This window comes from Paenibacillus sp. P46E (genome assembly GCF_001909095.1).
Classification (GTDB): domain Bacteria; phylum Bacillota; class Bacilli; order Paenibacillales; family Paenibacillaceae; genus Paenibacillus_AQ; species Paenibacillus_AQ helianthi.
This window is the reverse complement of the sequence record NZ_LVYZ01000002.1, coordinates 299,371-322,783: the sequence shown is the minus strand read 5'-3', so window position 1 is coordinate 322,783 and position 23,413 is coordinate 299,371. Positions and strand designations below refer to the sequence as shown.

The 23,413-nt window shown below is 51.8% G+C and carries 21 protein-coding genes and 1 riboswitch; of the genes, 7 read left to right on the top strand and 14 right to left on the bottom strand.

Annotated features, from left to right (window positions below; all coding sequences use genetic code 11):
• Window positions 1–187 precede the first annotated feature (187 nt).
• The 3 genes from A3849_RS02690 (at window position 188) to A3849_RS02680 (ending at window position 3,916) form a co-directional block, all read left to right on the top strand.
• Complete coding sequence (locus A3849_RS02690) at window positions 188–1,792, top strand: LytS/YhcK type 5TM receptor domain-containing protein (RefSeq protein ID WP_178382588.1); 1,605 nt, start codon at window positions 188–190, stop codon at window positions 1,790–1,792.
• The gene (locus A3849_RS02685) at window positions 1,789–2,517 is read left to right on the top strand and encodes a LytR/AlgR family response regulator transcription factor (protein ID WP_074086647.1); all 729 of its coding nucleotides are present in this window, start codon (window positions 1,789–1,791) and stop codon (window positions 2,515–2,517) included. Before A3849_RS02690 ends, A3849_RS02685 begins: the two co-directional genes overlap by 4 nt.
• Before the next feature lie 124 nt (window positions 2,518–2,641).
• Entirely contained in the window at window positions 2,642–3,916 is a 1,275-nt protein-coding gene (locus A3849_RS02680) for an L-lactate MFS transporter (RefSeq protein ID WP_074110041.1), read from the top strand.
• Window positions 3,917–4,450: 534 nt separating this feature from the next.
• Here the strand turns inward: A3849_RS02680 and A3849_RS02675 are convergent.
• The 4 genes from A3849_RS02675 to A3849_RS02660 all read right to left on the bottom strand — a co-directional run bounded on the left by A3849_RS02675 (window position 4,451) and on the right by A3849_RS02660 (window position 10,475).
• The gene (locus tag A3849_RS02675) at window positions 4,451–4,888 is read right to left on the bottom strand and encodes a MerR family transcriptional regulator (protein ID WP_074110070.1); all 438 of its coding nucleotides are present in this window, start codon (window positions 4,886–4,888) and stop codon (window positions 4,451–4,453) included.
• 20 nt (window positions 4,889–4,908) lie between these two features.
• Window positions 4,909–5,637, bottom strand: a complete 729-nt coding sequence (locus A3849_RS02670; RefSeq protein WP_074110040.1) for an SDR family oxidoreductase — start codon at window positions 5,635–5,637, stop codon at window positions 4,909–4,911.
• 614 nt (window positions 5,638–6,251) lie between these two features.
• Complete coding sequence (gene odhB, locus A3849_RS02665) at window positions 6,252–7,553, bottom strand: 2-oxoglutarate dehydrogenase complex dihydrolipoyllysine-residue succinyltransferase (RefSeq protein ID WP_074110039.1); 1,302 nt, start codon at window positions 7,551–7,553, stop codon at window positions 6,252–6,254.
• A 51-nt stretch (window positions 7,554–7,604) separates the two neighbouring features.
• Entirely contained in the window at window positions 7,605–10,475 is a 2,871-nt protein-coding gene (locus A3849_RS02660; protein ID WP_074110038.1) for a 2-oxoglutarate dehydrogenase E1 component, read from the bottom strand.
• Between the two features lie 437 nt (window positions 10,476–10,912).
• A riboswitch (cyclic di-GMP riboswitch) is annotated at window positions 10,913–11,006 on the top strand.
• A 28-nt stretch (window positions 11,007–11,034) separates the two neighbouring features.
• Here A3849_RS02660 and A3849_RS32270 point away from each other — a divergent pair.
• Window positions 11,035–11,190, top strand: coding sequence for an anti-repressor SinI family protein (locus tag A3849_RS32270; protein ID WP_256700622.1), 156 nt, complete (start codon window positions 11,035–11,037; stop codon window positions 11,188–11,190).
• 95 nt (window positions 11,191–11,285) lie between these two features.
• Here the strand turns inward: A3849_RS32270 and A3849_RS02650 are convergent, their stop codons facing one another.
• From A3849_RS02650 to A3849_RS02630, 5 genes are all read right to left on the bottom strand, one after another.
• The gene (locus A3849_RS02650) at window positions 11,286–11,618 is read right to left on the bottom strand and encodes a helix-turn-helix domain-containing protein (RefSeq protein WP_074110069.1); all 333 of its coding nucleotides are present in this window, start codon (window positions 11,616–11,618) and stop codon (window positions 11,286–11,288) included.
• Window positions 11,619–11,877: 259 nt separating this feature from the next.
• Entirely contained in the window at window positions 11,878–12,486 is a 609-nt protein-coding gene (locus A3849_RS02645; protein ID WP_074110037.1) for a TasA family protein, read from the bottom strand.
• 86 nt (window positions 12,487–12,572) lie between these two features.
• Window positions 12,573–13,160, bottom strand: a complete 588-nt coding sequence (gene sipW, locus A3849_RS02640) for a signal peptidase I SipW (RefSeq protein WP_074110036.1) — start codon at window positions 13,158–13,160, stop codon at window positions 12,573–12,575.
• 1 nt (window position 13,161) lies between these two features.
• Window positions 13,162–14,313, bottom strand: coding sequence for a hypothetical protein (locus tag A3849_RS02635; RefSeq protein ID WP_143191710.1), 1,152 nt, complete (start codon window positions 14,311–14,313; stop codon window positions 13,162–13,164).
• A 648-nt stretch (window positions 14,314–14,961) separates the two neighbouring features.
• Window positions 14,962–15,885: an AraC family transcriptional regulator gene (locus A3849_RS02630; protein ID WP_074110034.1), complete on the bottom strand. Its 924-nt coding sequence runs from the start codon at window positions 15,883–15,885 to the stop codon at window positions 14,962–14,964.
• Between the two features lie 172 nt (window positions 15,886–16,057).
• Between A3849_RS02630 and A3849_RS02625 the strand changes: the two genes are divergently transcribed.
• The gene (locus A3849_RS02625; RefSeq protein ID WP_074110033.1) at window positions 16,058–16,795 is read left to right on the top strand and encodes an SDR family oxidoreductase; all 738 of its coding nucleotides are present in this window, start codon (window positions 16,058–16,060) and stop codon (window positions 16,793–16,795) included.
• A gap of 210 nt (window positions 16,796–17,005) precedes the next feature.
• On the opposite strand, the gene A3849_RS02620 is transcribed toward A3849_RS02625, so the two are convergent.
• The 5 genes from A3849_RS02620 to A3849_RS02605 form a co-directional block, all read right to left on the bottom strand.
• Complete coding sequence (locus A3849_RS02620) at window positions 17,006–17,983, bottom strand: aldo/keto reductase (RefSeq protein ID WP_074110032.1); 978 nt, start codon at window positions 17,981–17,983, stop codon at window positions 17,006–17,008.
• 51 nt (window positions 17,984–18,034) lie between these two features.
• Window positions 18,035–18,175, bottom strand: a complete 141-nt coding sequence (locus tag A3849_RS32675) for a hypothetical protein (protein WP_178382574.1) — start codon at window positions 18,173–18,175, stop codon at window positions 18,035–18,037.
• Window positions 18,176–18,279: 104 nt separating this feature from the next.
• Entirely contained in the window at window positions 18,280–18,840 is a 561-nt protein-coding gene (locus tag A3849_RS02615) for a PadR family transcriptional regulator (RefSeq protein ID WP_074110031.1), read from the bottom strand.
• Window positions 18,841–18,846: 6 nt separating this feature from the next.
• Entirely contained in the window at window positions 18,847–20,367 is a 1,521-nt protein-coding gene (locus A3849_RS02610) for an MDR family MFS transporter (protein ID WP_074110030.1), read from the bottom strand.
• Window positions 20,368–20,585: 218 nt separating this feature from the next.
• The gene (locus A3849_RS02605) at window positions 20,586–22,436 is read right to left on the bottom strand and encodes a bifunctional diguanylate cyclase/phosphohydrolase (protein ID WP_074110029.1); all 1,851 of its coding nucleotides are present in this window, start codon (window positions 22,434–22,436) and stop codon (window positions 20,586–20,588) included.
• 225 nt (window positions 22,437–22,661) lie between these two features.
• Here A3849_RS02605 and A3849_RS02600 point away from each other — a divergent pair, with 225 nt between their 5' ends.
• Both A3849_RS02600 and A3849_RS02595 read left to right on the top strand, forming a co-directional pair.
• A complete protein-coding gene (locus A3849_RS02600; protein WP_083612279.1) occupies window positions 22,662–23,015 on the top strand; it encodes a metal-sensitive transcriptional regulator in 354 nt (117 codons plus the stop codon).
• A 172-nt stretch (window positions 23,016–23,187) separates the two neighbouring features.
• Window positions 23,188–23,388 (top strand): copper ion binding protein, encoded by a 201-nt coding sequence (locus tag A3849_RS02595; RefSeq protein ID WP_074110028.1) that lies wholly within the window; start codon window positions 23,188–23,190, stop codon window positions 23,386–23,388.
• Window positions 23,389–23,413: the final 25 nt, after the last annotated feature.

The window sequence follows — 23,413 nt, the reverse complement described above, 5'->3', positions numbered from 1 at the left end:
AACCTCTGGAATAACAGGGATTCTTTGGGCCACATCATCTAATTCTTAAGTTCAGTTTAGGCAGTGGATTGCTTATGCAGCAAGGTGCATTCTATAATGGACCGATAGATTGACCTTTGGAGGCGTGGCTGTGGGACATAATCTGACGATACTGCTGCAATTGTTTGAGAGGGCGGCGCTGCTGCTGATGTGTCTGTTCGTGCTGACACGGGTGCCGCGGTTTAAGGAGATCTTCGTTAAAGGGGCGTATGCTCCCCAGGAACTCGCGATGGTAACGGTGGTCTTCAGTCTGTTTGCAATCCTCGGGACCTATACGGGCATAAATGTAGAAGGCTCCCTGGTGAATGTGCGGATTATCGCCATCGTGGCCGGAGGGATTCTGTTTGGTCCATGGGTAGGCTTGATTACAGGTATTATCTCCGGGGTTCACCGTTTTCTCATTGATATCGGAGGAATCACTTCAGTACCCTGCCTGATTACGAGCATTACAGCGGGGATTGTCTCGGGCATCATTTATCGCCGGACCTCCGCAGAGCGCCGGTGGATAGCGGGAATTCTGGCCGGAATGGCCTGTGAAGCGCTGACGATGGTGCTGATTCTGGTTATGGCGAATCCGGCGTCCCTGGGTGCGGACATCGTATCCAAGATTGCTTTTCCAATGATTGTCGGCCAGATCAGTGTGGGTCTTATCGTCATGCTCGTGCAGAGCGTAGAAGGGGAGAAGGAGCGGATTGCCGCGAAGCAGTCCAAGCTGGCCCTCGATATTGCCAATAAGACGCTGCCGTATTTCCGGAACATCAACCCCCAGTCGCTGCGGACCATTTGCAGGATCATCAAGGAGGATATTGGAGCCGATGCAGTCGCCATTACCGATACCCGCTACATCCGCGCCTATGTTGGCGTTGGAGAGGAATATTATGCGGAAGCAAACGAGATTATCAGCGAAGAAACAAAAATGACCCTCCGAAGCGGCGAGATTACCATCCGCGACGATGATACGGAATATATGAACCGGGCGATCCGCTCACTGATCATTATCCCGCTCAAAGAGAAGGGCGAGGTCACGGGCGCGCTCAAGATTTATTACACCAAAGCCCATAAAATCACTTATTCCCTGCAGGTGATGGCGGTGGGGCTGTCGCAGATTATCTCTACGCTGATGGAGGTGTCCCGGGTGGAGGGCATCAAGGAGATGGCTAACAAGGCGGAGCTGAAGGCGCTGCAGACCAGCATTAATCCCCATTTTCTGTTCAATGCGCTGAACGCGATCATTTCTTCCATCCGCATTGATCCGGATAAGGCAAGGGAGCTGATTGTTAATCTGTCAGGCTATATGCGCTACAATCTGGAGCTGACCGATGATTTCATTGATATCCGGCGCGAGCTGCAGCAGGTCCAGCAATATGTGGAGATCGAAAAAGCGCGCTTCGGCAGCCGGCTTGCCGTGGAGTATGACATTGACGAGGTAGAGGTGCGGATTCCCAGTCTGATCATTCAGCCGCTGGTGGAGAATGCGATTGTCCATGGCATCCTGAAGGCGAAGGGCCAAGGCACGGTGATGATTTACGTGAAGGATCTGGGTGGCAAGGTACGGATCGGCATTTCTGATACGGGTATAGGGATTGATGAAGCGACCATTGAGAAGGTCTACAACGGAGATATGCCGGATAACAAAATCGGGCTGTACAATGTGCATCAGCGGGTAAAGCTGATTTACGGCAATGGCTTGACGATCCACAGGCTGGATAAAGGGACGGAGATCTATTTTGACGTCACAAAGGAGCAGCGATGAGAGCGATAATTGTAGAGGATGAAGTACTGGCAAGGCAGGAGCTTGCTTTTCTGATCGGGGCACACAGCAACATAAGAATTGCCGCCGAGTTCGAGGACGGGCTGGATGCGCTGAAGTATCTGCAGACGGAGGAAGTGGATGTGCTTTTTCTGGATATCAACATTCCTTCCATTGACGGTGTACTGCTGGCCCAGAATATCAGCCGGTTCTCGGTCAAGCCCTATATCGTGTTCATTACTGCGTATAAGGAGCATGCTGCCGAGGCGTTTGAGATTGAAGCTTTTGACTATATTCTGAAGCCCTACAGTGAAACGAGAATCAAGGCGATGCTGAGTAAGCTGGAGGGGGCATTTGCGGCACGCGGACACCAGGCAGGAGAAGAACATGTGAAGGTCAGCGACAAGGTCAACCTGTGGAAAAATGAGAAGATCATCGTCGTCGATGCCGACGAAATCTATTATGCTTCGGCGCAGGAGAAGACGACAAGTGTCATCACCAAAGGGGAGGAGTACAGTATGGCCTTAAGCATCAGTGAGTTTCACAGCCGATTGCCGCAGGACCGCTTCTTTCGCTGCCACCGCTCATATGTTGTGAACCTGTCCAAAATCAAGGAAATCATCCCCTGGTTCAACAATACCTACCTGCTCCGGCTGCGCGATCTGGACTATGAAGTGCCGGTCAGCCGCAGCAAGGTGAAGGAATTCAGGCAGATCATGCGCATCTAGCGGCAGTTCATTCCCCGATTAAGTCATCTCATTCCGGATTTCTCTCAAGAAAGTGCATTTTCGCTACAATGAAGAGGCACAGAAGGCCTCGAAGCGATCAATAGAGAGAAAGAAGGAATACCTCATGACAACGACTACAGCGGGCAGCAAACGGTGGCTCATCGTGTTAGGTACAGTGATTATGCAGATGGGACTGGGCACGATCTATACCTGGAGCCTGTTCAATGCACAGCTCGTCAGTAAATTCGGCTGGGAGCTCAGCTCTGTTTCGATAACTTTTTCCATTACCAGCTTTGCCCTGGCCTTCGCGACACTGTTCGCGGGGAAACTGCAGGACCGGTTCGGCCTCCGCAGACTGACCGCTGCCGCAGGGATTATGCTGGGGTTGGGTCTGATCCTAAGTTCACAGGCCAGCTCCCTTCCGATGTTTTACCTGCTGGCCGGTGTAGTTGTCGGGTATGCAGATGGAACGGCGTACATTACGTCGCTGTCCAATCTGATTAAATGGTTCCCGAAGAATAAAGGCTTAATCTCAGGTGTATCGGTAGGTGCCTATGGAACAGGAAGCCTGGTGTTCAAATATATCAACGGCAGTCTGATTGAGTCGGCAGGGGTGTCTAGTGCTTTCTTGTATTGGGGCCTTATGGTTATGGTTATGATCGTTGTGGGTTCACTGCTGGTTCGGGAAGCACCTGTGGCTGCCCCGGCACAAGCTGCAGGGGGCAAAGCAGCTCTTTCAGCTGTTGGCCCTGCAGTTGCGGTTCCGGTTCCGGTGAAAGACTATACCGTCAAAGAAATGCTCCGCACGAAGGAAGCATACCTGCTGTTCGTTATTTTCTTCACTGCCTGCATGAGCGGACTCTATCTGATTGGTATCGTTAAGGATATCGGGGTGCAGCTGGCCGGTCTGGATATTGCCGCAGCGGCAAATGCCGTGGCGATGATCGCCATCTTCAATACAGCCGGCCGGCTGATTCTGGGAGCCTTGTCCGACCGTATGAGCCGTTTGAAGCTGGTCAGTGCCACCCTTTTGGTCACCGCCGCAGCGATGCTTACCCTAAGCTATGCAACCTTAAGCTACGGATTGTTCTTCGCTTGTGTGGCAGCAATCGCGTTCTGCTTCGGGGGGAACATTACAGTGTTCCCGGCCATTGTCAGCGACTTCTTCGGCCTTAAGAACCACAGCAAGAACTATGGAATTGTCTACCAGGGCTTCGGGATCGGCGCATTGTCTGGTTCGTTCATCGCCGCGTTCCTCGGCGGGTTCAAGCCTACCTTCATTGTGATCGGACTTCTGTGTATCCTGGCCTGCATCCTTGCGGTTTCCCTGAAGCCTCCGGTGCAGAAGCAGGCAAGAGAAAAGGGAATGAGCCTGAAGCCTTCACGGCATACGGCTTAAGCCATATATAGATAGACGTCGGCTTAAGAAAATTAGAGACAAAGAGAATCTAATTAAAAAAGAGATATCCTGCCCTCCGTACAGACGGAGGCGGATATCTCTTTTTTTAATTTGCGTCCCGCCCTGGTAGAGGTCAGAAAGTTGCTGAGCGATCCGATATATGAGGTGTTTGTTGTACCACATTAACGGAACAATCGTGGTCCGCCCTTAATATAAGGGGCTACGTCGGTATGTATGGCTGGCTGAATCTCCTTAGGGACTGAAGCGAAGTGGAATAAGTGTAACTAAATGGGCTGGAACTCTGCTACAGAAGGTATTTGTGGGATTTTGTACACCTAATTCATGCATAATCATCCCATGCGGCGTTTTCAGCAGAATTAGGATTCACGGATCTCATGATCAAGTTTCCAAGTCCTATCTATATAACTGTATAATACAAGCAAAAAAAGACCCTCAAATGAAGCCGTGGTCCACGCTTAGGTGGAGAAACGGTTTATTTGGGGCCTGATATTCAGCTCAGAAAGAATGGGCTTATTAAGCCTTGCTATCCGGAGCCTCACAGTCGTAAGAATCGGTATTCGGATTCTCCGCAAGCTCGCGGAAGTGGCGGAGCTTATAGCGGATAATCTCTTGCGTCTCTTGGAGTTTTGCGATCTCACGGGCGATTTTGTCATTGTGCGCCTCCAGCAGGATGTACCGTTCGGATAGCGTACCATCCCCCTGATGGGTCAGATCCAGATAATATCGCATTTCTTCCAGCGTCATTCCGGTAGCCTTGAGGCGCATCAGAAAACGGATACCAAGAATCTGGTCCTTGCTGTAGTGTCTATGGCCGTTAGGTTTGCGGTCGGCATACGGCAGCAGACCAATCCGCTCATAATAGCGTATCGTATCCTCAGTTAAGCCGGTTAGTTCTGCAGCCTGGCTGATGGAAGTGACGGTCTCCGGAATTTCTTGCGCAGTAATGTCCATTGGAACCTCCTTGAGTAACATTACCAAGGAACTTCTCCATTCTCATCGAAAAATCCTCCTGTCGGGCCGTCTGCATCTAGTGTAGCCAGACGTACAGCAATCTTAGCCCCTTGCTCTACGGTGCGTTGACCAGTGAAGCCATTGAGATCGGTGGCGGTGAAGCCGGGATCTCCTGAATTAATCTTGAGCGGAGTATCCTTAAATTCCTTGGCAAAAGTAATCGTAGCCATGTTAACCGCCGCTTTGGAGCTATTGTACGCAAGCAGGTTAAATGCGGCATGCTCGTGATGGGGATCGCTGTTGAAGGTCAAGGAGCCCAGGCCGCTCGACATGTTGACAATCCGTCCAGCTGGAGATTGCAGGAGCAGCGGGAGCATAGCTCTGGTTACAGCAATCGTACCGAAAAAGTTAGTTTCGAACGTTGTTCTGAGGTCATTCACCGGCAATTGGCTTGGAGCAGCGCCGCCCCCAAGAGAAATGCCCGCATTGTTGATTAGCACATCAAGACCACTGTACTCCTTGGCAATTGTTTGCGCTGCAGCTACAATGCTATCCTGGTCCTGCAGATCAAGCTGGATAAAGTGTGCATGGATGCCTTCCTGTGCCAAAGCGGCTGCCGCTTCGCTGCCACGCTGCTCATCACGTGAGCCGATCAGGATTCTATGTCCGAGCGCTCCGAGCTGTCTGGCTGTTTCGAAGCCAATCCCTTTATTTGCGCCTGTGATCAGAACGGTTGTTGGTTGTGTCATTCCTTAGTTCCCCTTTTCATCTTCCAAGATACGGTGGCCACCTGCCATGAATGTACTACTTGGAGTATGCTCAAAGTCAAGGAACAAATTTTAAGGGGGGCGTTGCAGGATAAGAAAAGGAGGAGAGGAGGGCGGATAAGAGAAGGGCAGATAAGGGGAGTGGAGGTGGGATATGGGAGTTACTGAGGTAAGGAAGAGTCTTGCCTAATCAATAGGTCTCTTATCGGTTGGATGCATAGCTCACTCTGTTATAGTGGAAAAAGTATCACTAATCTAGTCTGATTCCTTCTGAGAATAAATTTAGTGGGAAAAAGTAGAACTAATCTATGCCCTAGAGTGGAAATGCAAGTAAATTGCCTGGATTAGGTGGATGAAATCCATTTAATTACTTATATAATGATGATTTTGACAAAAATAGGTGGAGATAATCCACTTGCCTTTCTGCTGGGCATAGTTGTGAAGGGGAATTAATTGTAAGAGGTTTCCGTGGAGGCAGGAATAGAATTGTTATTGAGAAAAAGGGCTACGCAGACGATTTCAAACGGTCTGTGTAGCCCTCTTGAAGAAGATGATTTCTAGATTTGTGGTGATTTCTTGTCCGAAGATGTAAGGGATCAGCCTTCCAGCAGCAGCGCTTCAGGATCTTCCAGCAATTCCTTGACCTTGACGAGGAAGCTAACCGCTTCGGAGCCGTCTACGATGCGGTGATCGTAAGACAGTGCGATGTACATCATCGGGCGGTTGGCACTTCTTTCTTCGTCCAGGGCGATCGGACGGAGCTGGATCTTGTGCATACCGAGAATACCGACCTGCGGTGTATTGAGGATTGGGGTTGACATGAGTGAGCCGAAAACCCCGCCATTGGTGATAGTGAAGGTACCGCCTTGCAGTTCTGGCAGGCTTAACGTATTTGTGCGTGCCTTGGAGGCCAGCTCACCGATCTTCCGTTCAATTTCCGGGAAGCTCAGCCGGTCTGCATCGCGGACGACCGGTACTACGAGGCCTTCCTTGGCAGATACTGCAATGCCGATGTCATAGTATTTCTTGATCAGGAGATCCTCGCCGTCGATCTCGGCGTTCAGCAGCGGGTAGGCCTTGAGTGCGCCGATTACCGCTTTGGTGAAGAAGGACATGAAGCCGAGTCCGACATCATGCTTCTCTTTGAAGGCATCCTTGCGGCGCTTGCGGATGTCGAGAATCGCCGTCATGTCCACCTCGTTGAAGGTGGTCAGCATGGCCGCGGTGTGCTGCGCCTCGACGAGGCGGCTCGCGATGGTCAGCCGTCTGCGCGACATGCGCTTGCGCTCGACGGCTTTGCCTTCCTCCTGCGGCGCGGAGCTTGCCGCCGCAGGCTTCACCGGCGCAGGCGCGGCCGCTGCCGCCGGAGCGCTTGGCGCAGCGGCCGCGGCTGCGCCATGGCCCTTCACATCGGCCGTAGCGATCCGGCCGATGGGGTCGCGGGCACTGACCTCGCCGAGGTCGATGCCCCGCTCCCGCGCGAGCTTGCGCGCCCCCGGCGAAGCCAGGGCCGCAGTGCCCGCCGCCGCTGCTTCGGGTGCGGCGGGGGCAATTGGCGCCGCTGCCTGCGGTGCAGCCGCCGCTAGGGCTTCGCTGCTCGCAGCAGGAGCCTCCGGCTTGCCGGCCGCAGCGCTCTGCGGCGCTTCGGCGCCTGCCGTACCGGCGCCGCTGCCGATGATGCCGATCGCTTCGCCGACGGCTACATTCTCGCCAGCCTGGCGCAGGATGGAGGAGATGACGCCGTCCTCCTCTGCGCTGATCTCCAGGTTGACCTTGTCAGTCTCCAGTTCAGCCAGCACATCCCCCTGGCCGACCGTATCCCCCTCTTTTACCAGCCATTTGTAGATCGTTCCTTCGGAAATAGATTCGCCCAAATCGGGTACTTTAATTTCGGACACAGGCCCTTACCTCCCCAAATAGAATAGTTTACGTTACCGAGACACCGCCCTCTATCTGGAAGACGGTACAGCCGCTTGTACTTGCGAGTTCAATTTCAGGGCTTCTGTTACTATACGACGCTGCTCAAAAGTATGCACGTCCGCATATCCGCTAGCCGGGCTGGATCGCTCCGGACGGCCGATATACTGCACCTTGACGTTCTGCGGGGCGATGGCCCGCAGCCGGGGCTCAGCATAACTCCAGCCGCCCATGTTCTTCGGTTCCTCCTGCAGCCACACAATTTCCGTAAGGGAACCCATCGCACTGAGGTGTGCGGCCAGTTCCCGTTCAGGGAATGGATAGAGCTGCTCCAGACGGAGGATATGCAGCCAGGACCAGTCTTGATCCTTGGCGGCCTCCAGCTCCGTCTGCAGATCGAGTGTCACCTTGCCGCTGCACACTACCAGCCGTTTGATCTCCCCAGGACTGCCGCCAAGAAGCGGCTCGGGAAGTACAGGCTGGAATCCGCCGGAAGCCAGCTCGGCTCCGGAGGAGGTGCTGCGCGGGTTGCGGATCAGGCTCTTCGGAGCCATGATCACGAGCGGTCGGGCATCCCCCTTGCCGCACAAGGCTGCCTGACGGCGCAGAAGATGAAAATACTGCGCTGCAGAGCTCAGGTTCGCCACAGTCCAGTTCTCCTCAGCGGAGAGCTGCAGATACCGTTCCAGCCGGGCGCTGGAGTGCTCAGGGCCTTGCCCTTCATATCCATGCGGCAGCAGGATCGTCAGATTGCTGCGCTGAGTCCATTTCGCGCGTCCGGCAGCGATGAACTGGTCGATAATAACCTGAGCGGCATTGGCAAAGTCGCCATACTGTGCTTCCCAGATCACGAAGGTTTCTGGCGCGAACACATTGTAGCCGTATTCGTAGCCGAGTACCGAGGCTTCCGAGAGCGGGCTGTTGTACACCCCGAAGGAGGCCTTGGAATCGCTAAGCTGGTGCAGCGGAGAGAACAGAGCACCTGTCTCGCTGTCGTGCAGCACCAGATGACGGTGGGCGAAGGTTCCGCGCTGGGAATCCTGGCCGCTCAGGCGGATCGGTGTACCGTCCTTCAGGATAGTGGCAAATGCCAGCGTTTCGGCCAGTGCCCAGTCTACCCGTTCTCCGTCATTCAGCGCATCCTTGCGGCGCTGCAGAATCCGCTCCAGCTTCGGATAGACCTTGAAGCCGCCCGGTACCGTCAGCAGCTCCCGGTTGATCTGCTGCAGCTGCTCCAGCTGCACCGCCGTGGATAGCGGCGGGGTTGCTTCCGTTTCGAGCGGTATGGAAGTTTTGGCATCTCCGTTCTTACGTTTGCCATCCTTCATCAGGTCGAAGGCTTCCTGAAGCACTTTTTCGGCATCAAGGTTCATCTGGTTCACATCATCTGCTGTGATGATCTTCTCCCGCTGCAGTCGTTCCGCATAGACACGGTAGACGGTCGGATGGTTACGCACTCTGCCATACACAATCGGCTGGGTGGTTTCAGGATCATCCATCTCATTATGGCCGTGGCGGCGGTATCCAATCAGATCGATCACGAAATCCTTCTTGAACTGATTGCGGTAGGCGCTAGCCAAGCGGACAGCCGAGATGCAGGCCTCAGGATCATCGGCATTGACGTGAACCACCGGGATTTCATAGCCTTTGGCAAGGTCGCTGGCATAATGGGTGGAACGGGAATCTTCACTTTCGGTAGTGAATCCGATCCGGTTATTGACGATAATATGCACCGTGCCGCCGTTGGAGTACCCTTTGAGCTTACCGATGTTGAGCGTTTCCGCAACAATCCCTTCGCCTGGAAAAGCGGCATCCCCGTGCATCAGCACAGCCATGGCCTTGTTCGTGTCGAGCTGCGGCAAACCCGGGGAATTCCGGTCTTCCTGAGCTGCACGTGTAAAGCCTTCAACGACTGGATTAACGAATTCCAGATGGCTCGGGTTATTGGCCAGTGTAATGCGGGTCCGGACGGTCTCGCCCTCGCGCACGGCGCGGTCAGCACCCAAATGGTATTTCACATCGCCGGTCCAGCCGTAGTTAATGCCCATGGAGCCTTCGGAAGGGAAAAGCTCCTTGTTCGGAGAATGGTGGAATTCCGAGAAAATAATATCATAGGGTTTCCCGAGAATATGAGCCAGCACATTCAGACGTCCGCGGTGGGCCATACCCATCAGGATATGCTCTGCACCATCATGTGCGGCGGCACGGACAATCTCGTCCAGCATGGGTACCAGCGCATCATTGCCTTCCAGGCTGAAGCGTTTCTGGCCGACAAAGGTCTTATGCAGGAAGGTCTCGAACTGCTCTACCTGAATCAGGCGGTTCAGCAGCTCCTTGCGCTCGGTATTGTTCAGCGGCGCGGGGGAGCTTGTGGACTCCGCCTGACTGTTCAGCCAGCGAAGCTCCTGTTCGTCATGCACATGTCCAAATTCATAGGCGATAGTCTGCGTATAGGCCTGGCGCATCCGGTGAACGGCATCCCATGCGGTATGAACATCCGGCGGCGCATTCTCCCAGATCAGCGAGGCAGGCAAAGCAATCAGGTCCTCGCGGGTCAAGTCATAGGTTTGGTAATCCAGCCATTTGGCCATAGGGCTGTTAACCTGCTCCAGCGGATCGATATTGGCGGCCATATGGCCATATATACGAATATTGGCGATTAGCTTGGAAGCTCGTACGGCCTTTCTCAGCCACTCGGTGTCTCCCGAAAGGGTCGGCTGCGGAGCCTGAACGGCATCCGGAGCGAGCGGAGGAGGGCCGGAAACGGTAAACAAATCGCGGTAATGATGTTCTACGGATGAAGGATCATGAACGAATTGCTCATATTTCTCTTGAATGTAGCCCAGATTGGGGCCGTGATACTTACTCCAAATGGATTCGTTATAGGGCTCTTTAACTGCCATGAATACATCCTCCTAACGGATGAACTCCACGTGCCGCATGAGGCTTGGGCGCCCAGTGGAGCTGCGATGGTTGCGGTTTCATTCCTCATCTTATTGTGCTACTTTCAAGGCGTGTAATCAATTCATACTTTCGGGGAATCCGTTCGCAAAGCGGCATGATTCAGTCCTTAAATGATGAAAAACGGATATTGGTTACCGGAAGCTGGATGTGAACAGGGTGATCCGGTAATAATTACCCAAGAATGTCCCCGAATGCATCATGAACAGATTCTAAAGTCATATCTATTGGACAAATCCCAGCAAAAAAAACTGTTCTTTTGCACTACTTGTCATAAATAATTTCCATAAATCGACACACTTTTTGTGTAAGATCTTATATAATGTTATTGCGGATAACGGTTTCATTGTTTTCTAACCAGATCCTTTCATGTAAAGGATCCAGTAAAGGGTAAACCTGCTGAAAGGCAGGGACACAAAGTCTCGGGTCTAATGTAGAAAGGCTTCAACTACTACGACGGCCGGACTGCCTGGGGACGCAAAAATTCTAGGAGGAGATATCTTGGATAAGTCCAACCAGGGGAATGACGGAGAACTGCTGATGGGTGATCTGGATCTAGAATGGGTTTATTTGCTGATATCAGCGAAGAAAGCAGGCATCGGTGCAGATGAAATCCGCCGGTTTTTAAGTGAAAAGACAACGTTGCAGGTGATGTAGGGACGTTTACTTTGCAGGAATACATACAGAAAAGGGCTCAGCGCCAGACGCTGTGCCCTTTTCTGTATCGCTGGATCCTTAGGACAACCGTCCGATTATTGATCTTTCTGTTCCAGCCGCCATTTTTGATAATCGAGGAATTCTTTGAATTCCCGTTTGCTTATACCGGAGGCCATGGCTTCCTGAACGAGACGGAACCATTCGCCATCTAGTGCGGATTCGTCAGTCTCTGAGGGCTCGCCATAGAGCAGGCTGTGGATAGACACCTGGAGCGCATCGGCGATTTTTTCAATGAATTGAATAGAGGGGTTGGATTGGATATTTCTTTCTACATTGCTTAAGTATGATTTTGCCACATCAGCCTTGTCCGCTAATTCGGATAAGGACCAGCCTTTTTCCAGACGGAGTTGGTGGATACGACTTCCCATATTATCCGGCACGATTACAACGCCCCTCCGTACTTATTGTTAAAATATAAGAATTTATCTGTTTTACGCTATAAATTATCCTTATATTTCTCGCTGAAGCGGATACCGTCCTTATAAGGACGGCGAAGCCGTTTCCACTTGTCAGTATAACAAATTTCCGTAAAATGGACAAAAATCAATCGTTACAAAGGAAAAACAGCCTATTCTGCTCCGTCTCCGGAATCAGGGTAGGCTGCTTCAGCATGCAATCCGTTATGAATTAATAATCTTTTTTAGGGCCTTGTTTGGCCTCGAAGTTCCAAGTCAGCTTCAGCTTATCCTTTTGGAAATAGTTCTGTGTTTCACCGTTGTCAACGAATTCGAACTTGACTGTAAAGCTGTCGCTGCTCTGAGCTTTGATGCCGTCAGCTTCTGTCCAGATTTGATCCAGACCGGTATTGTTTACAAGATCAGGGGTTTGGTTCTTCAGAGCATCCAGTGTGGTTTCGTATACGACAACCTCCGGTGTGAGAATGGTTCCTTTATCATTATTCTTCAGGAATTTAACCTTGATGAATTTGCTGAGATCGACACCGTTGTTGTCGCCAAGCGTATCTGTAATCTCTGTGGTGGTCTTCAGCAATACTGAGCCGATGTCCAGGGTTCCGTCATTTTTGAGCTTGAAGGTCTTGGTTACAGTATCACCTGGTTTCAGGTTAGGGATATCCACGATTACAGAAGGATCAGAATTCAGATCCAGCGTGCCTGCTGCGAAGGTTGCCGTGCTTGTCGCAGTGTCGCTGAAATATGCGAAGGTTCCTCCGCCAATCAAAGACAAACCGAGTGCTGCCGATGCCATGCCCAAACCCAATGTTTTCTTGATTCCCATATTCTAATTCCTCCTCTGATTAGTAAAGCGAATGATAAATGTATATATTGTATCTTCCGTTTCGTAGGCGGAAGCGGACAATCGGATCAGGGCTGTATGTCAGTGCCCGGAGGTGCCTGCGGAAGTACGGTGTTTTTTTTCTCAAGCGCCGTAAGAGCCTTCCATGAACTGTAGAGCGCATAGAGCAGGAGCAGAAGTCCGGGAACGATCATCAGGACCACACTGCCGGCTTTGGAGGCGGCAAAATTCATGGCATATCCCACATAAGGAATGGTGACTCCAGTGTACTCGGCCACAATATTCCCTGAACTTACGGGTGTCATATCCGCAGCGTCGTTGTTATCGCCTTTGGTATGATAGATGACCTCGCCGGCAGCGGTTTTTGCTGAAGCATCCACAATTCGGTGAGTGATCAGAATATTATCCTCGCTCATAAAGGTGATGACATCGCCTTTATGGAACCGGGTCATGTCTCCTCCGGGTTTCAGGGCAACGATGGATCCGGTTTGAATACCGGGCTCCATTGAACCGGAAAGCACCGACTTGATCTCATATCCAAAAAGGGTAGGTTCGCCTCCCGAGGCCCTGGACACTACAACGGCTGCTGCCAGCACCACGAAAAGCAATACCATTACTGCGGATAAAGTATGGCTGATTATTTTTTTGATAAGCATGTCAGTCTCCACCTTTAATGAGTTGTGGCTCCGAAGGTGATGCGGTCATTTCCGGACCTGTTATCGGAGGCTCTGTTGCCTGAGGCTCTTGGGTAGGTGCCACTGTCACATCTCCGTTCGGAGGCGTGATCTGGTTGTCACCGGCTGGTGCCGGGGTGGCGCTGGCTTCGGGTTCATCTGGAGCTGCGGCACTAACGGCTTCAGGCTCAGGTGTAGCTTTTAATTCAGCTTTGGCCTTTTCAGCGTCTTCCTTCTTCTGTTTCTCAAGGGCGAGCTTGGCTTCTTCTTCCTTTTTGGCTTTAGCCAGTTCCTCTTGCCGGGCTTTCTCGATCTCTTCAAGCCGCTTGCTGCGTGTCTGGGCGATAAGCTGCTGCTGCTGCTCAAGCCCTGAAATACCGGCAGTTGCAGTATCCTTGGCGCTGTTCAGCTCTGCATCCAATTTGTCATACGTAGAAACCAGTTCTACAGATAACTCTCCTGGCGACTGTCCGAAAGCAGCGATGATCGGGAAAAGCTGTGACGGTTCTTCCGGGATGGAATCGAGTGGGCTGTAGACTGCTTCGTTAACCGTTATAGACAATGGAGTATTGCCGTTCTGAATGGCCTCCAGATAATGAACGATTGCGGCTATGGAAGCAGCGAAGGACTCGGAGAGCACGCTGTTTTGGCTAAGGCTGTTCTGTAACCCGTCAAAGAATTCCTTATCTCTGATTTCCAGACAATTGGGATCGAGATCGATCATATATCCTCCAATCTGTGCCAGAACGGCAGCTGCAGCGTTAATCTCTGCTTGAATCCCGTTCCAGATCCCGGTGTTGGCGGCCTTCTGGCCTTCAATGGCAATCAGATCGGAATGAAGATCTGCAACCTGCTTTGAAATCTCCTTTTCCGCTATTTCCAGCTCTTCCAAGGACATAGACCCGATTCCAGTGATCCCTGTTAAACCAGACGGAGAACTATAACCTTTCAAGGTTGCTTTTAGAGCCTCAGCAGTATTGAGATGTTCGTTTAATTCGCTGAGCAGCTGCTTGATGGAATCCGGGAATACCTTACAAAAACCAATGGTGCTGACTGTCTCCGCAGTACCGTTAAAACCTCCATAGGTACTGCCGATTTGGCCAGAGGCATACAGCAGGAGCACGGATATGGCCATCCCGGACTGCAGGATGCGAAGACCGGTTTTTCGGGTTTTTCTTTTACGCCGTTTGGCGGATCTGGGGTACAGAGGCAGGCCCCCCTCTCATAACTTACTGTGGATGTAATTCGCTATATTCGTTCTTAATAAAGAACGTTTTCGTAAGGAAATCATACACTGCCTGACGGGCAAAAGAAAAATGGTGATTTCGTCTAAATGTTCGCAATAAAGACCATTAATTATTATTTATCTGCTGATATCTAATTTAATCGCTGTTTTTCTAAAAATATTCATTATAAAGAACGATTTGATGGGAGGCTGAGCTGTCGGATGGGGAGTGGTGGTGGGGAGCTGAAGGTGAGAATAAAGGCAGAAGTACCTTTGAGTCCGGGCAAAGTGGGCCTTAGGGTGAGAACAAAGGCAGAAGTGCCTTTGAATCCGGCCGAAGTGGGCCTGAGGGCGAAAACAAAGGCAGAAGTGCCTTTGAATCCGGCCGAAGTGGGCCTGAGGGTGAGAACAACTGCAGAAGTGCCTTTGAATCCGGCCGAAGTGGGCCTGAGGGTGAAAACAAAGGCAGAAGTGCCTTTGAATCCGGGCAAAGTGGGCCTGAGGGTGAAAACAAAGGCAGAAGTGCCTTTGTCTCGTGCCAGTATGGCCCGGACCACGTTAAGTAGCCGGGGAGTTGATGGAGTCGCGCATATGTTTGACGTCGCTGATTGGCGGGCGTCCGAACATGCGGGCGTACTCCCGGCTGAACTGGGAAGGGCTCTCGTAACCGACCCGAAAGCCTGCATCGGCTGCATCCAGGAACTCTGTAAGCAGCAATCGGCGTGCGACTTGGAGCCGTATGGCCTTTTGATACTGGAGCGGGCTCATGGCGGTGACCTTTTTGAAATGCTTGTGCAGGGCTGAGGGGCTCAGGTTGACCTCCTTCGCCAATTCTTCAATCAGAAGTGGCTTGGCATAGTCACGGTTAATCCATTGGATTGCTTCGGAGATACGGTAGGCATGGCTGCCGGTAAAGGCAAATTGTGTGATTGACGCTCCTTGCTCGCCTTGCAGCACTCTATAAAGAACCTCACGGGTGATCAGCGGTGCGAGGACCGGAATATCCTCGGGGGTTTCCACAAGTTTGACCAGCCGCAGGACGGCATCCAGCAGTGAAGGGGTAGATTGGCTAACAATAATCCCCCGGCCGGTTTTTCCGTTCCATTGTTGCGGGTTGCCCTTGACGATATCCAGAATGAGGTCCGGAGTGAAGTTCAACTGAAGGCTGAGGTAGGGGGCTTGCGGGGATGCCTCTGTGATTTTACCGATAATGGGGAGATGAACAGGAGTGACGAGATAGCTGGCCGGGTCATAGGTGTAGCTGTCGCCTCCCACTGTGGCTGTTTTGGAGCCTTGCACGATAATGCACAGGGAGGGAACGTTGATTGAATGTCTCGGCTCCAGTACATGAGAGGAGCGTCTGAAAAAAAGTGAAGGCACAGCCGAAGGATGCGCGCCATCTGAAGGAGTGTGATGCTGAATCAGCAGAGCCAATTCACGCTGATATTCTGAAATTGAAGGGTTAATGATAGATAAGCTCATAGATCTGTGCTCCTTTCCCGTACATTCAACTGAGCCTAGTGTAGCCACAATAGGCAGGATTAGGCAAGGATTGAATATGAATAGTCTACCTTGTACCAACGGGGAATCCTCATAATGAGCAGGGTAAGCCATCAATAGAATGTGGCTAATAAGCTGGAAAGTGGGGATTTAGATGTCAGGAATTGAAGGCAAGGTTATAGCAATTACAGGTGCAAGCAGCGGAATTGGTGAAGCGGCAGCGCTTCTGTTAGCGGAGAGTGGAGCGAAGGTCGTGCTTGGGGCGCGTGGAACGGGACGGCTGGAGGCACTCGCGGCCCGCATCGCGAGTACCGGAGGTGAGGTCGCCTACGCTGCAACAGATGTAAGACGCCGTGAAGACGTCCTGGGGCTGGTCAATCTGGCATGTGAGCGGTACGGCAAGCTTGATGTTCTAATCAACAATGCCGGAGTGATGCCGATCTCCCCTCTTGATGAACTGCGCGTAGAGGATTGGGAGGATATGATCGACATCAATGTTAAGGGAGTGCTGTTCGGCATAGCGGCTGCGCTGCCAGTGTTCCGCAAGCAGGGGTTTGGGCATTTCGTCAATACAGCTTCTACCGCAGCATTTCGCATTGTCCCGAACATGGCTGTATACGCCGGCACGAAGTTTGCTGTGCGCGCCATCTCCGAGGGCTTGCGCCAGGAGGCCGGGGATAAGCTGCGCGTGACGATTATCTCACCGGGCATGACACGGACAAACTTTGCGGAATCCATGACCAATCCGGAGATCAAGGCCAAACTTGAGGAGTCCCGGGATGAGATCGCGATGCCGGCGGATGCCATTGCCCGCGCTATGGCATTCGCCATCGAGCAGCCAGAGGGTGTTGACGTGAGCGAGATTATTGTCCGTCCCACTGCCCAGGGGTAAGCAGTCACTGATCTACTATGTTGAGCAAATGCCGGGATGTATTAGAAAAAGAGCCGTGCGTCTACACGGCTCTTTTCTGAGTACGGTCCGCCTTAAGAGCTGAAGGCTCTTGGAACATGTTCAGATTTAGGACGTTACCCAATCACCATAGGGTGGTCTATTACTTGCAAGGTAAGGGTGCATCACCGCTGTCAGCAGACATGTTTGACATTAAGGCAGCTTCTGGCCGCGTGAGCTGATATACAGGTCATACCACTCCCTGCGGGACAGCTCCAGTTGGTCCGCATCTCTGCAGGCGGCGATCCGCTGCGGATTCACCGTTCCAATGACCGGCTGGATTGCAGCCGGATGACTCATCAGCCACGAGAGCACGATCGCCTCGGGGGTAGTATTCTTCTCTTCAGCCAGCGCTTTGACCCTGGCGGCGGTGTTCACGATATTCTCCGGCTGCCCTTCCAGAGGGCGGCCGCTGAACATTCCCTGAGCCAGCGGCCCCCAGGCCTGAAGCTGGATGTTCTCAGCGCGGCAGTGCTCGATGGTGCCCTCGGGGAAGGTGATATCTTTCCAGGGCTCCCGGTTGACGCTGATCACGGCATCCACCCAGCTGATTTTGGCCAGGCTCATATGCAGCTGGTTGACGATGAAGGGTTCATCGCAATAGGACTGAAGCAGCTTGATCTGGGCTGCGCTCATATTGGAGACCCCGAAGTGGCGGACCTTTCCGGCTGCTTTGAGCTGGTGCAGCGCTTCGGCAACTTCCTCGGGGTCCATCAGCGGATCAGGCCGGTGGAGCAGCAGGATATCAATATACTCGGTTCCCAGGCGGTTAAGGGTTCCATCGACACTGCTCAGGATATGCTCTTTGGAGAAATCGAAGACATTGGAGAGGTCTCCCGGCTCCATCAGCTTGATTCCGCATTTGGATTGCAGAATGATCTCTTCCCGCAGACCCGGACGATCCTTGAAAATCTGTCCGAATACCTTCTCGGCTTTTCCACGGGTGTAAATATCCGCATGGTCAAAAAAGTTGATCCCGATATCCAGCGCGGCCTCTACCGCTTCGTGGCCCTGCTTCACATGCTCTGCTGTAATCGGTTCGTGATCCCAGTCTCCGCCCAGCCCCATGCACCCGAGGGCAATGCGGCTGGCCGGGATTCCGCGTTTGTTCAGTGGCAATGTTCTCAGCAAGAAGATCCCTCCGTAATGATAAAATGGCAGCTTCGAGGATATTGTACCTCTTTAGAATCCGGTATGGTACTTTCTGTCACTGGAGGAACGATGTTTGGTGCTTTCCTTATCTTTTTCCTCCTGCTTCTCCAGGTTCAAATCCTCCATAAGGATCGGATCGACATTCTGCCCGCTTTCTGGCAGTTTGCTCATTAATACACGGATTCAAGGCCCTGTAAACAGGAAAGAGGCCCGGGGGCCTCTTTTGAAACTGCCATTTCACTTGAGAGTCGTTGCGGTGTAATTGTGAGCCCGTCTTATAGATCAAGCGGTGTGCCAATATCACTCATTTTCCGTTCGGATACATCCGCGAAGAGGCGTTTCAGCCATTTCAGCTCGATAAGACTGTGCTCATATTTGCCATACATCGCATGAAGCGCCGAACGTGGAACGATGGCAATATGCTCCTCATATACCTGATAGGCAAAATTCACCTGATGTTCAGTTTCACGAATCCGCTCTTCCAGCAGCTTCTCGACCTTACTCTGATCAATATGGCGAGAGAACGCAAGCGCAGTGTAGAGCGGATGGTAGACCAAGTCGGTTTTTTTGATCTGCTGCAGAATCAACTGCTCGAACAGGACCTTACCCTTATCGGTAATACGGTAGATGGTCTTGTCCGGACGGTCACTGCTGTGAATCACCTCAACAGCTTCAATATGTCTTTCTTGGACCAGTTTGTCTACGGCATAGTATAAAGACCCCATCTGCAGCTTCATCATCTGGTCCATGGTCCGTTCTTTCATTACCAGCTTAATCTCATAGGGGTGCATATCCCGTTCCAGCAGCAGGCCTAGAATCACCATCTTCATGGACATGACGGCTTAACCCTGATTATCGGCCGGCTGCTGTTTTTTGCTGTGAACCTTAAGGCGGTCACCCGGCATCAGGAGAACAAAAACAAATCCCAGCACAGCCGGTACCAGCGCCCACATAAAGGTATGGGAAATCGAGCCGGATAGTGCACTCGAGATCTTCTCCAGCACAGGGGCAGGAATCTGGGCTCTGGCTTCAGGAGTCAGGGCTGCCCGGGGATCGCCGAATGACGAAGTATTCGCACCCGCACCGAAGGCATTGCTTAGCTCGCTAGTGAAGCTGTTGCGCTGAATAATTCCGAAGATGGTAATGCCGAGCGTCATGCCCAGCGAACGCATAAAGGTGCTGGTCGAAGTGGCGGAGCCGCGCTGGCGCATGTCGAAATGATGAATCGAGGACATGCTGAGCACTGAGAAGGAGAACCCTACGCCAAAGCCGGTCAATGCCATAAACACATTGAGCAGCAGTCTGGAAGTATCCGGGGTCAGCGTGCTTAAGGAGAACACTCCGGCCACGAAGCACACCGCGGATAACAGCATGATGTTGCGGAAGCTGGTCTTCGTAGTGAGCAGACCTCCGGCCTGGCTGCCGATTACCGTGCCGATCATCATGGGCATGAGAATCAGCCCGGAGTTCGTAGCCGAGCCTCCGTATACCCCTTGTACATAAATCGGAATGTATACTGTGGCAACGATGAAGGCCGAGCCGTAGAACAATCCCAATAGACTGCTTGTCGCAAACAGGCGGTTACGGAACATGGCGAAGGAAATGACCGCCTCAGGCGCCTGCCGTTCAATAAACAGAAAGGCAATAAGCAGTACGGCGAAGCCGGCGAACAAGCCGAGAATCTCAGCGGAATCCCAGGCATATTGATTGCCGCCCAGCTCCAGGGCAAACATCAGGCAGATAACAGCACCTACAAGCGTGAAGGCGCCGCCCCAGTCTATGCGCTGCTTGGAATGGGAAACGGATTCCTTGTAGGATAAGGTGATCAGAATAAAAGCGACAACCCCAATCGGCAGGTTGATATAGAACACCCACTGCCAGCCTACATAGTCGGTAATATAAGCCCCGAGGAGAGGCCCAACCACGCTGGAAATTCCGAAGACGGCACCGAAGAGTCCGGTCAGCTTGCCTCTTTTCTCCGGGGGAAAGATATCAAACATTATGGTGAAGGCGATCGGCATAAGCGCACCGCCGCCAATCCCCTGAATCGCCCGGTATATACTGAGCTGAGTGATGCTCGTTGCTGTTCCGCACAGCGCAGACCCCGCCAGAAATACGATCAGGCCAAAGATGAAAAACCGTTTCCGGCCGTACATATCGGACAGCTTGCCGAAAATGGGTGTTCCGGCCATAACCATGACCATATAAGCCGAGGTTACCCAGACAATTTTATCGAGCCCTCCAAGGTCGGAAACGATGGTGCCCATAGCCGAAGCTACGATGGTATTGTCCATTGCGGACATTAGAATGCCCAGCAGCAAGCCGACAACTACAAGCTTCAGGTTGCTTTCTTTACTATTCATATTTTGCAGACTCCTTTTGAAAAAGTTTCGTGAGCCTTATTATAGTCAAATTTGAATAGGGTAGCAAGCGTTATTTTACTAAATTTTAAACTGAATAATCCCTTGCCCAGGTTTAAAATCAGACAAAACAAATAACCGCCGCCCTTGTACAAGAACGGCAGTTAGAACTAAGTATTCCAAAAGCGAGGACGATTAATTACAACAATTTCAAATATAGTTCAACTTATATAGATCGCTGTTTCACTTCCGCAGGGGTCTTGTTTTTGAATGTATTGGATGAACAGCTCCGTCAGCTCGGGGTCAAATTGGCTGCCGGCACAGGCACGAAGCTCCACAATGGCTTCTTGGAACGACTTCGTCGGCTGGTACGGCCGTTCGGTAGTCATGGCGTCGAAGGAGTCGATGATGGTCAGCATCCGGCACAGCCGGGGGATTTCTTCATATTTGAAGCCGTAAGGGTAACCCTTGCCGTCGTAGCGTTCATGATGCAGCTCGATGTAGGGGGCGAGTTCCTTGAATTTATCGTTCGTTAACGCCATTTCCCGGCCCCAGGTGACATGCCATTTGACCATTTCCCATTCTTCGGGCGCCAGCTTGTCTTTTTTATTCAGGATGCCCCAGGGGATCTCCAGCTTACCGATGTCGTGAATCAGTGCGCCCAATGTAAACTGCCGTTTGGTGAGGGGGTCGAGATTCAGCAGTTCGCTGATGTCCATCGCATAGCGGAAGACGCGCTTCGAATGCTTGAAGGTCTCCAGATCCTTGTACATGAACAGGTTCAGCTGCTGCTCAATATCCCGCACATCCTGGCTGAAATCGATATCCTGCTCCAGCGGCGACTGGCTGCCATAGATATGAACGAGGTTCTTCCCTTGTTTTTTGGCATAATAGAGCGCCTGGTCGGCATGGTCCACAAGCTCTGACTTGAAATGGACATCCGGCTGGTACGCGGCGATGCCGGCAGAGAAGGCCAGACAGCCCTGAGGGAAAATTTCACTGCCTTCAAACCGGGAATGGTTGAGGGTTTTGCGCAGGGATTCCATGAAGTTTCTGGCTGTTGTGGCATCATAGTCCGGCATCAGCAGAGTGAATTCCTCCCCGCCATACCGGGAAACAATAATCCTCGTATCCTGCGTCTCACGCTTCAGCAGTTCTGCCAAAAAAACGATCAGCCCGTCGCCCTTGAGATGGCCGAAATGATCATTGTACTTTTTGAAATCATCGATATCGATCATCGCCAGGGAGAGTGCTGTGCCGCTAGCCTGCGAGCTTCGCATTTCCTCTTCCAGCGCAAGTTCAAAATAACTGTGGTTGAACAGTCCTGTCCGGGGGTCGCGGTTGGAGCGTTCCTCAATATCACGGTACATGCTGAACAGCCGCTTGAAGGAATAGGAGATGAGAATGCTAAGACAGAGGAACAGTCCAAGTCCGACCATTTGGTTGTGATATAGCAGAATTGTCAAGACCAGGGACAGCACCAATGTACAGGAATAGGCCAGGATGGTGTCCGTCAGCATTCCTTTGAGCGTGTCGTACAGATTTTTGTGAAAAACAACGTAATAATAGAAGCCGATCAGCAGTGTGTTCAGGATAAAATATATGGCCATAGCACTTACATAGGCCTCCAGGCGACTGCTAAGCAGCGGTCCGTGCACGGCCCCCAGCGCAGCGAAAACATAGGAAGCGGAAGTTATCATAATGCAGTATACGGCAAAATTGTTGAGATGCTTCCACCATGCTGTGCTGCCCCATTCAAAGAACATCAGCACCAGGGAGCTCAGCAGCAGTACCATAAGTGTGAACGAGGGGCCAAAGACAAAAATGCACGCCAAATAAACAGAGGAGTCGAGCGACAGCCCGTTCCCCTGTGGAGGGAGCTGAAAGGTAAAGAGGGTCAGAATCACTGCGGCACCTGCCATGGCGGTAACCCAGCCCCATAAGGAGGACGAGAAATGCTGCAGGGAACCTTCACTATAAATAACAAATAAGCCCAGACCGGTCAAGCATATAATAAAGGAGTACAAGTGTCCTTTGTTCAGTAAGAAGCTGCCGGTTATGCGTTTGAACAACGCTGCCCCTCCTCTGCGTTCGTGATTGAGTGTACCTGCGCCAGGGAATTATAGAAATTTCACCAGACGGATTCAAAGGAGTCTCTGAGTTATACATTCGCTTTCAGCAAAGGAAATCCTGCTAAATCATGACAAATGTAGTGGTTGTTCGGGAAAGTGAGAAAATCAGCTTCAGGGTGTTGACATACCCATGGGGGGTATATTATATTGTAGTTGAGGAGGCTGATTCCTGTGTCTACTAATGAGAAGGAGCACGCGGAGCATTCCTGTGGAGATGATTGTCATCCTTCTGCTCCCGGTGTACGCAAAAGTCATCATTCAGCGGAATTCAAGAGCGGGCTTACCACCCGGCTCAACCGGATCGAAGGTCAGATCCGCGGCGTCAAAGGCATGATCGAGCGGGATACTTACTGCGATGATGTGCTCAACCAGCTGGCGGCGGTCCAGGCGGCACTGAACAGTGTCGGTAAGCTGCTGCTTGAAGGGCATATGAAGAGCTGTATTATTGAGCGGATCGAGGCCGGGGAACATGAGGTTATTGACGAGCTGCTGATCACGGTCAACAAGCTGATGAAATAAGGCAAGGAAGCTAGACCGGCCACACGAAGTCTGTGCTTCTCGAAGCGGGTTTTGTACGAAATGAATTCAGGAAGTATAGGCTAACAAAACTAAGCGTGTGCTTTCGAAGCGAGTTTTATTGCGTAGAAAGTTCAAGTAGTAGTGCTCCATAAAACTTTTAGGAGGGTTTATAATGTCTAATGCAACATTGAATGTAGAAGGAATGTCTTGCGGTCATTGTGTCAGTGCCGTAGAGAAGGCGGTAAGCGGTGTAGGTGCCGCGGCGAAAGTGGATTTGCAGGCTAAGACGGTAGCCGTTGATTATGATGAGAACAAAGTGAGCCTTAGCACCATTAAGGCGGCAATTGAGGATCAGGGCTACGATGTAGTCTAATGGGAAGCTGCAGCATATAAAGGCT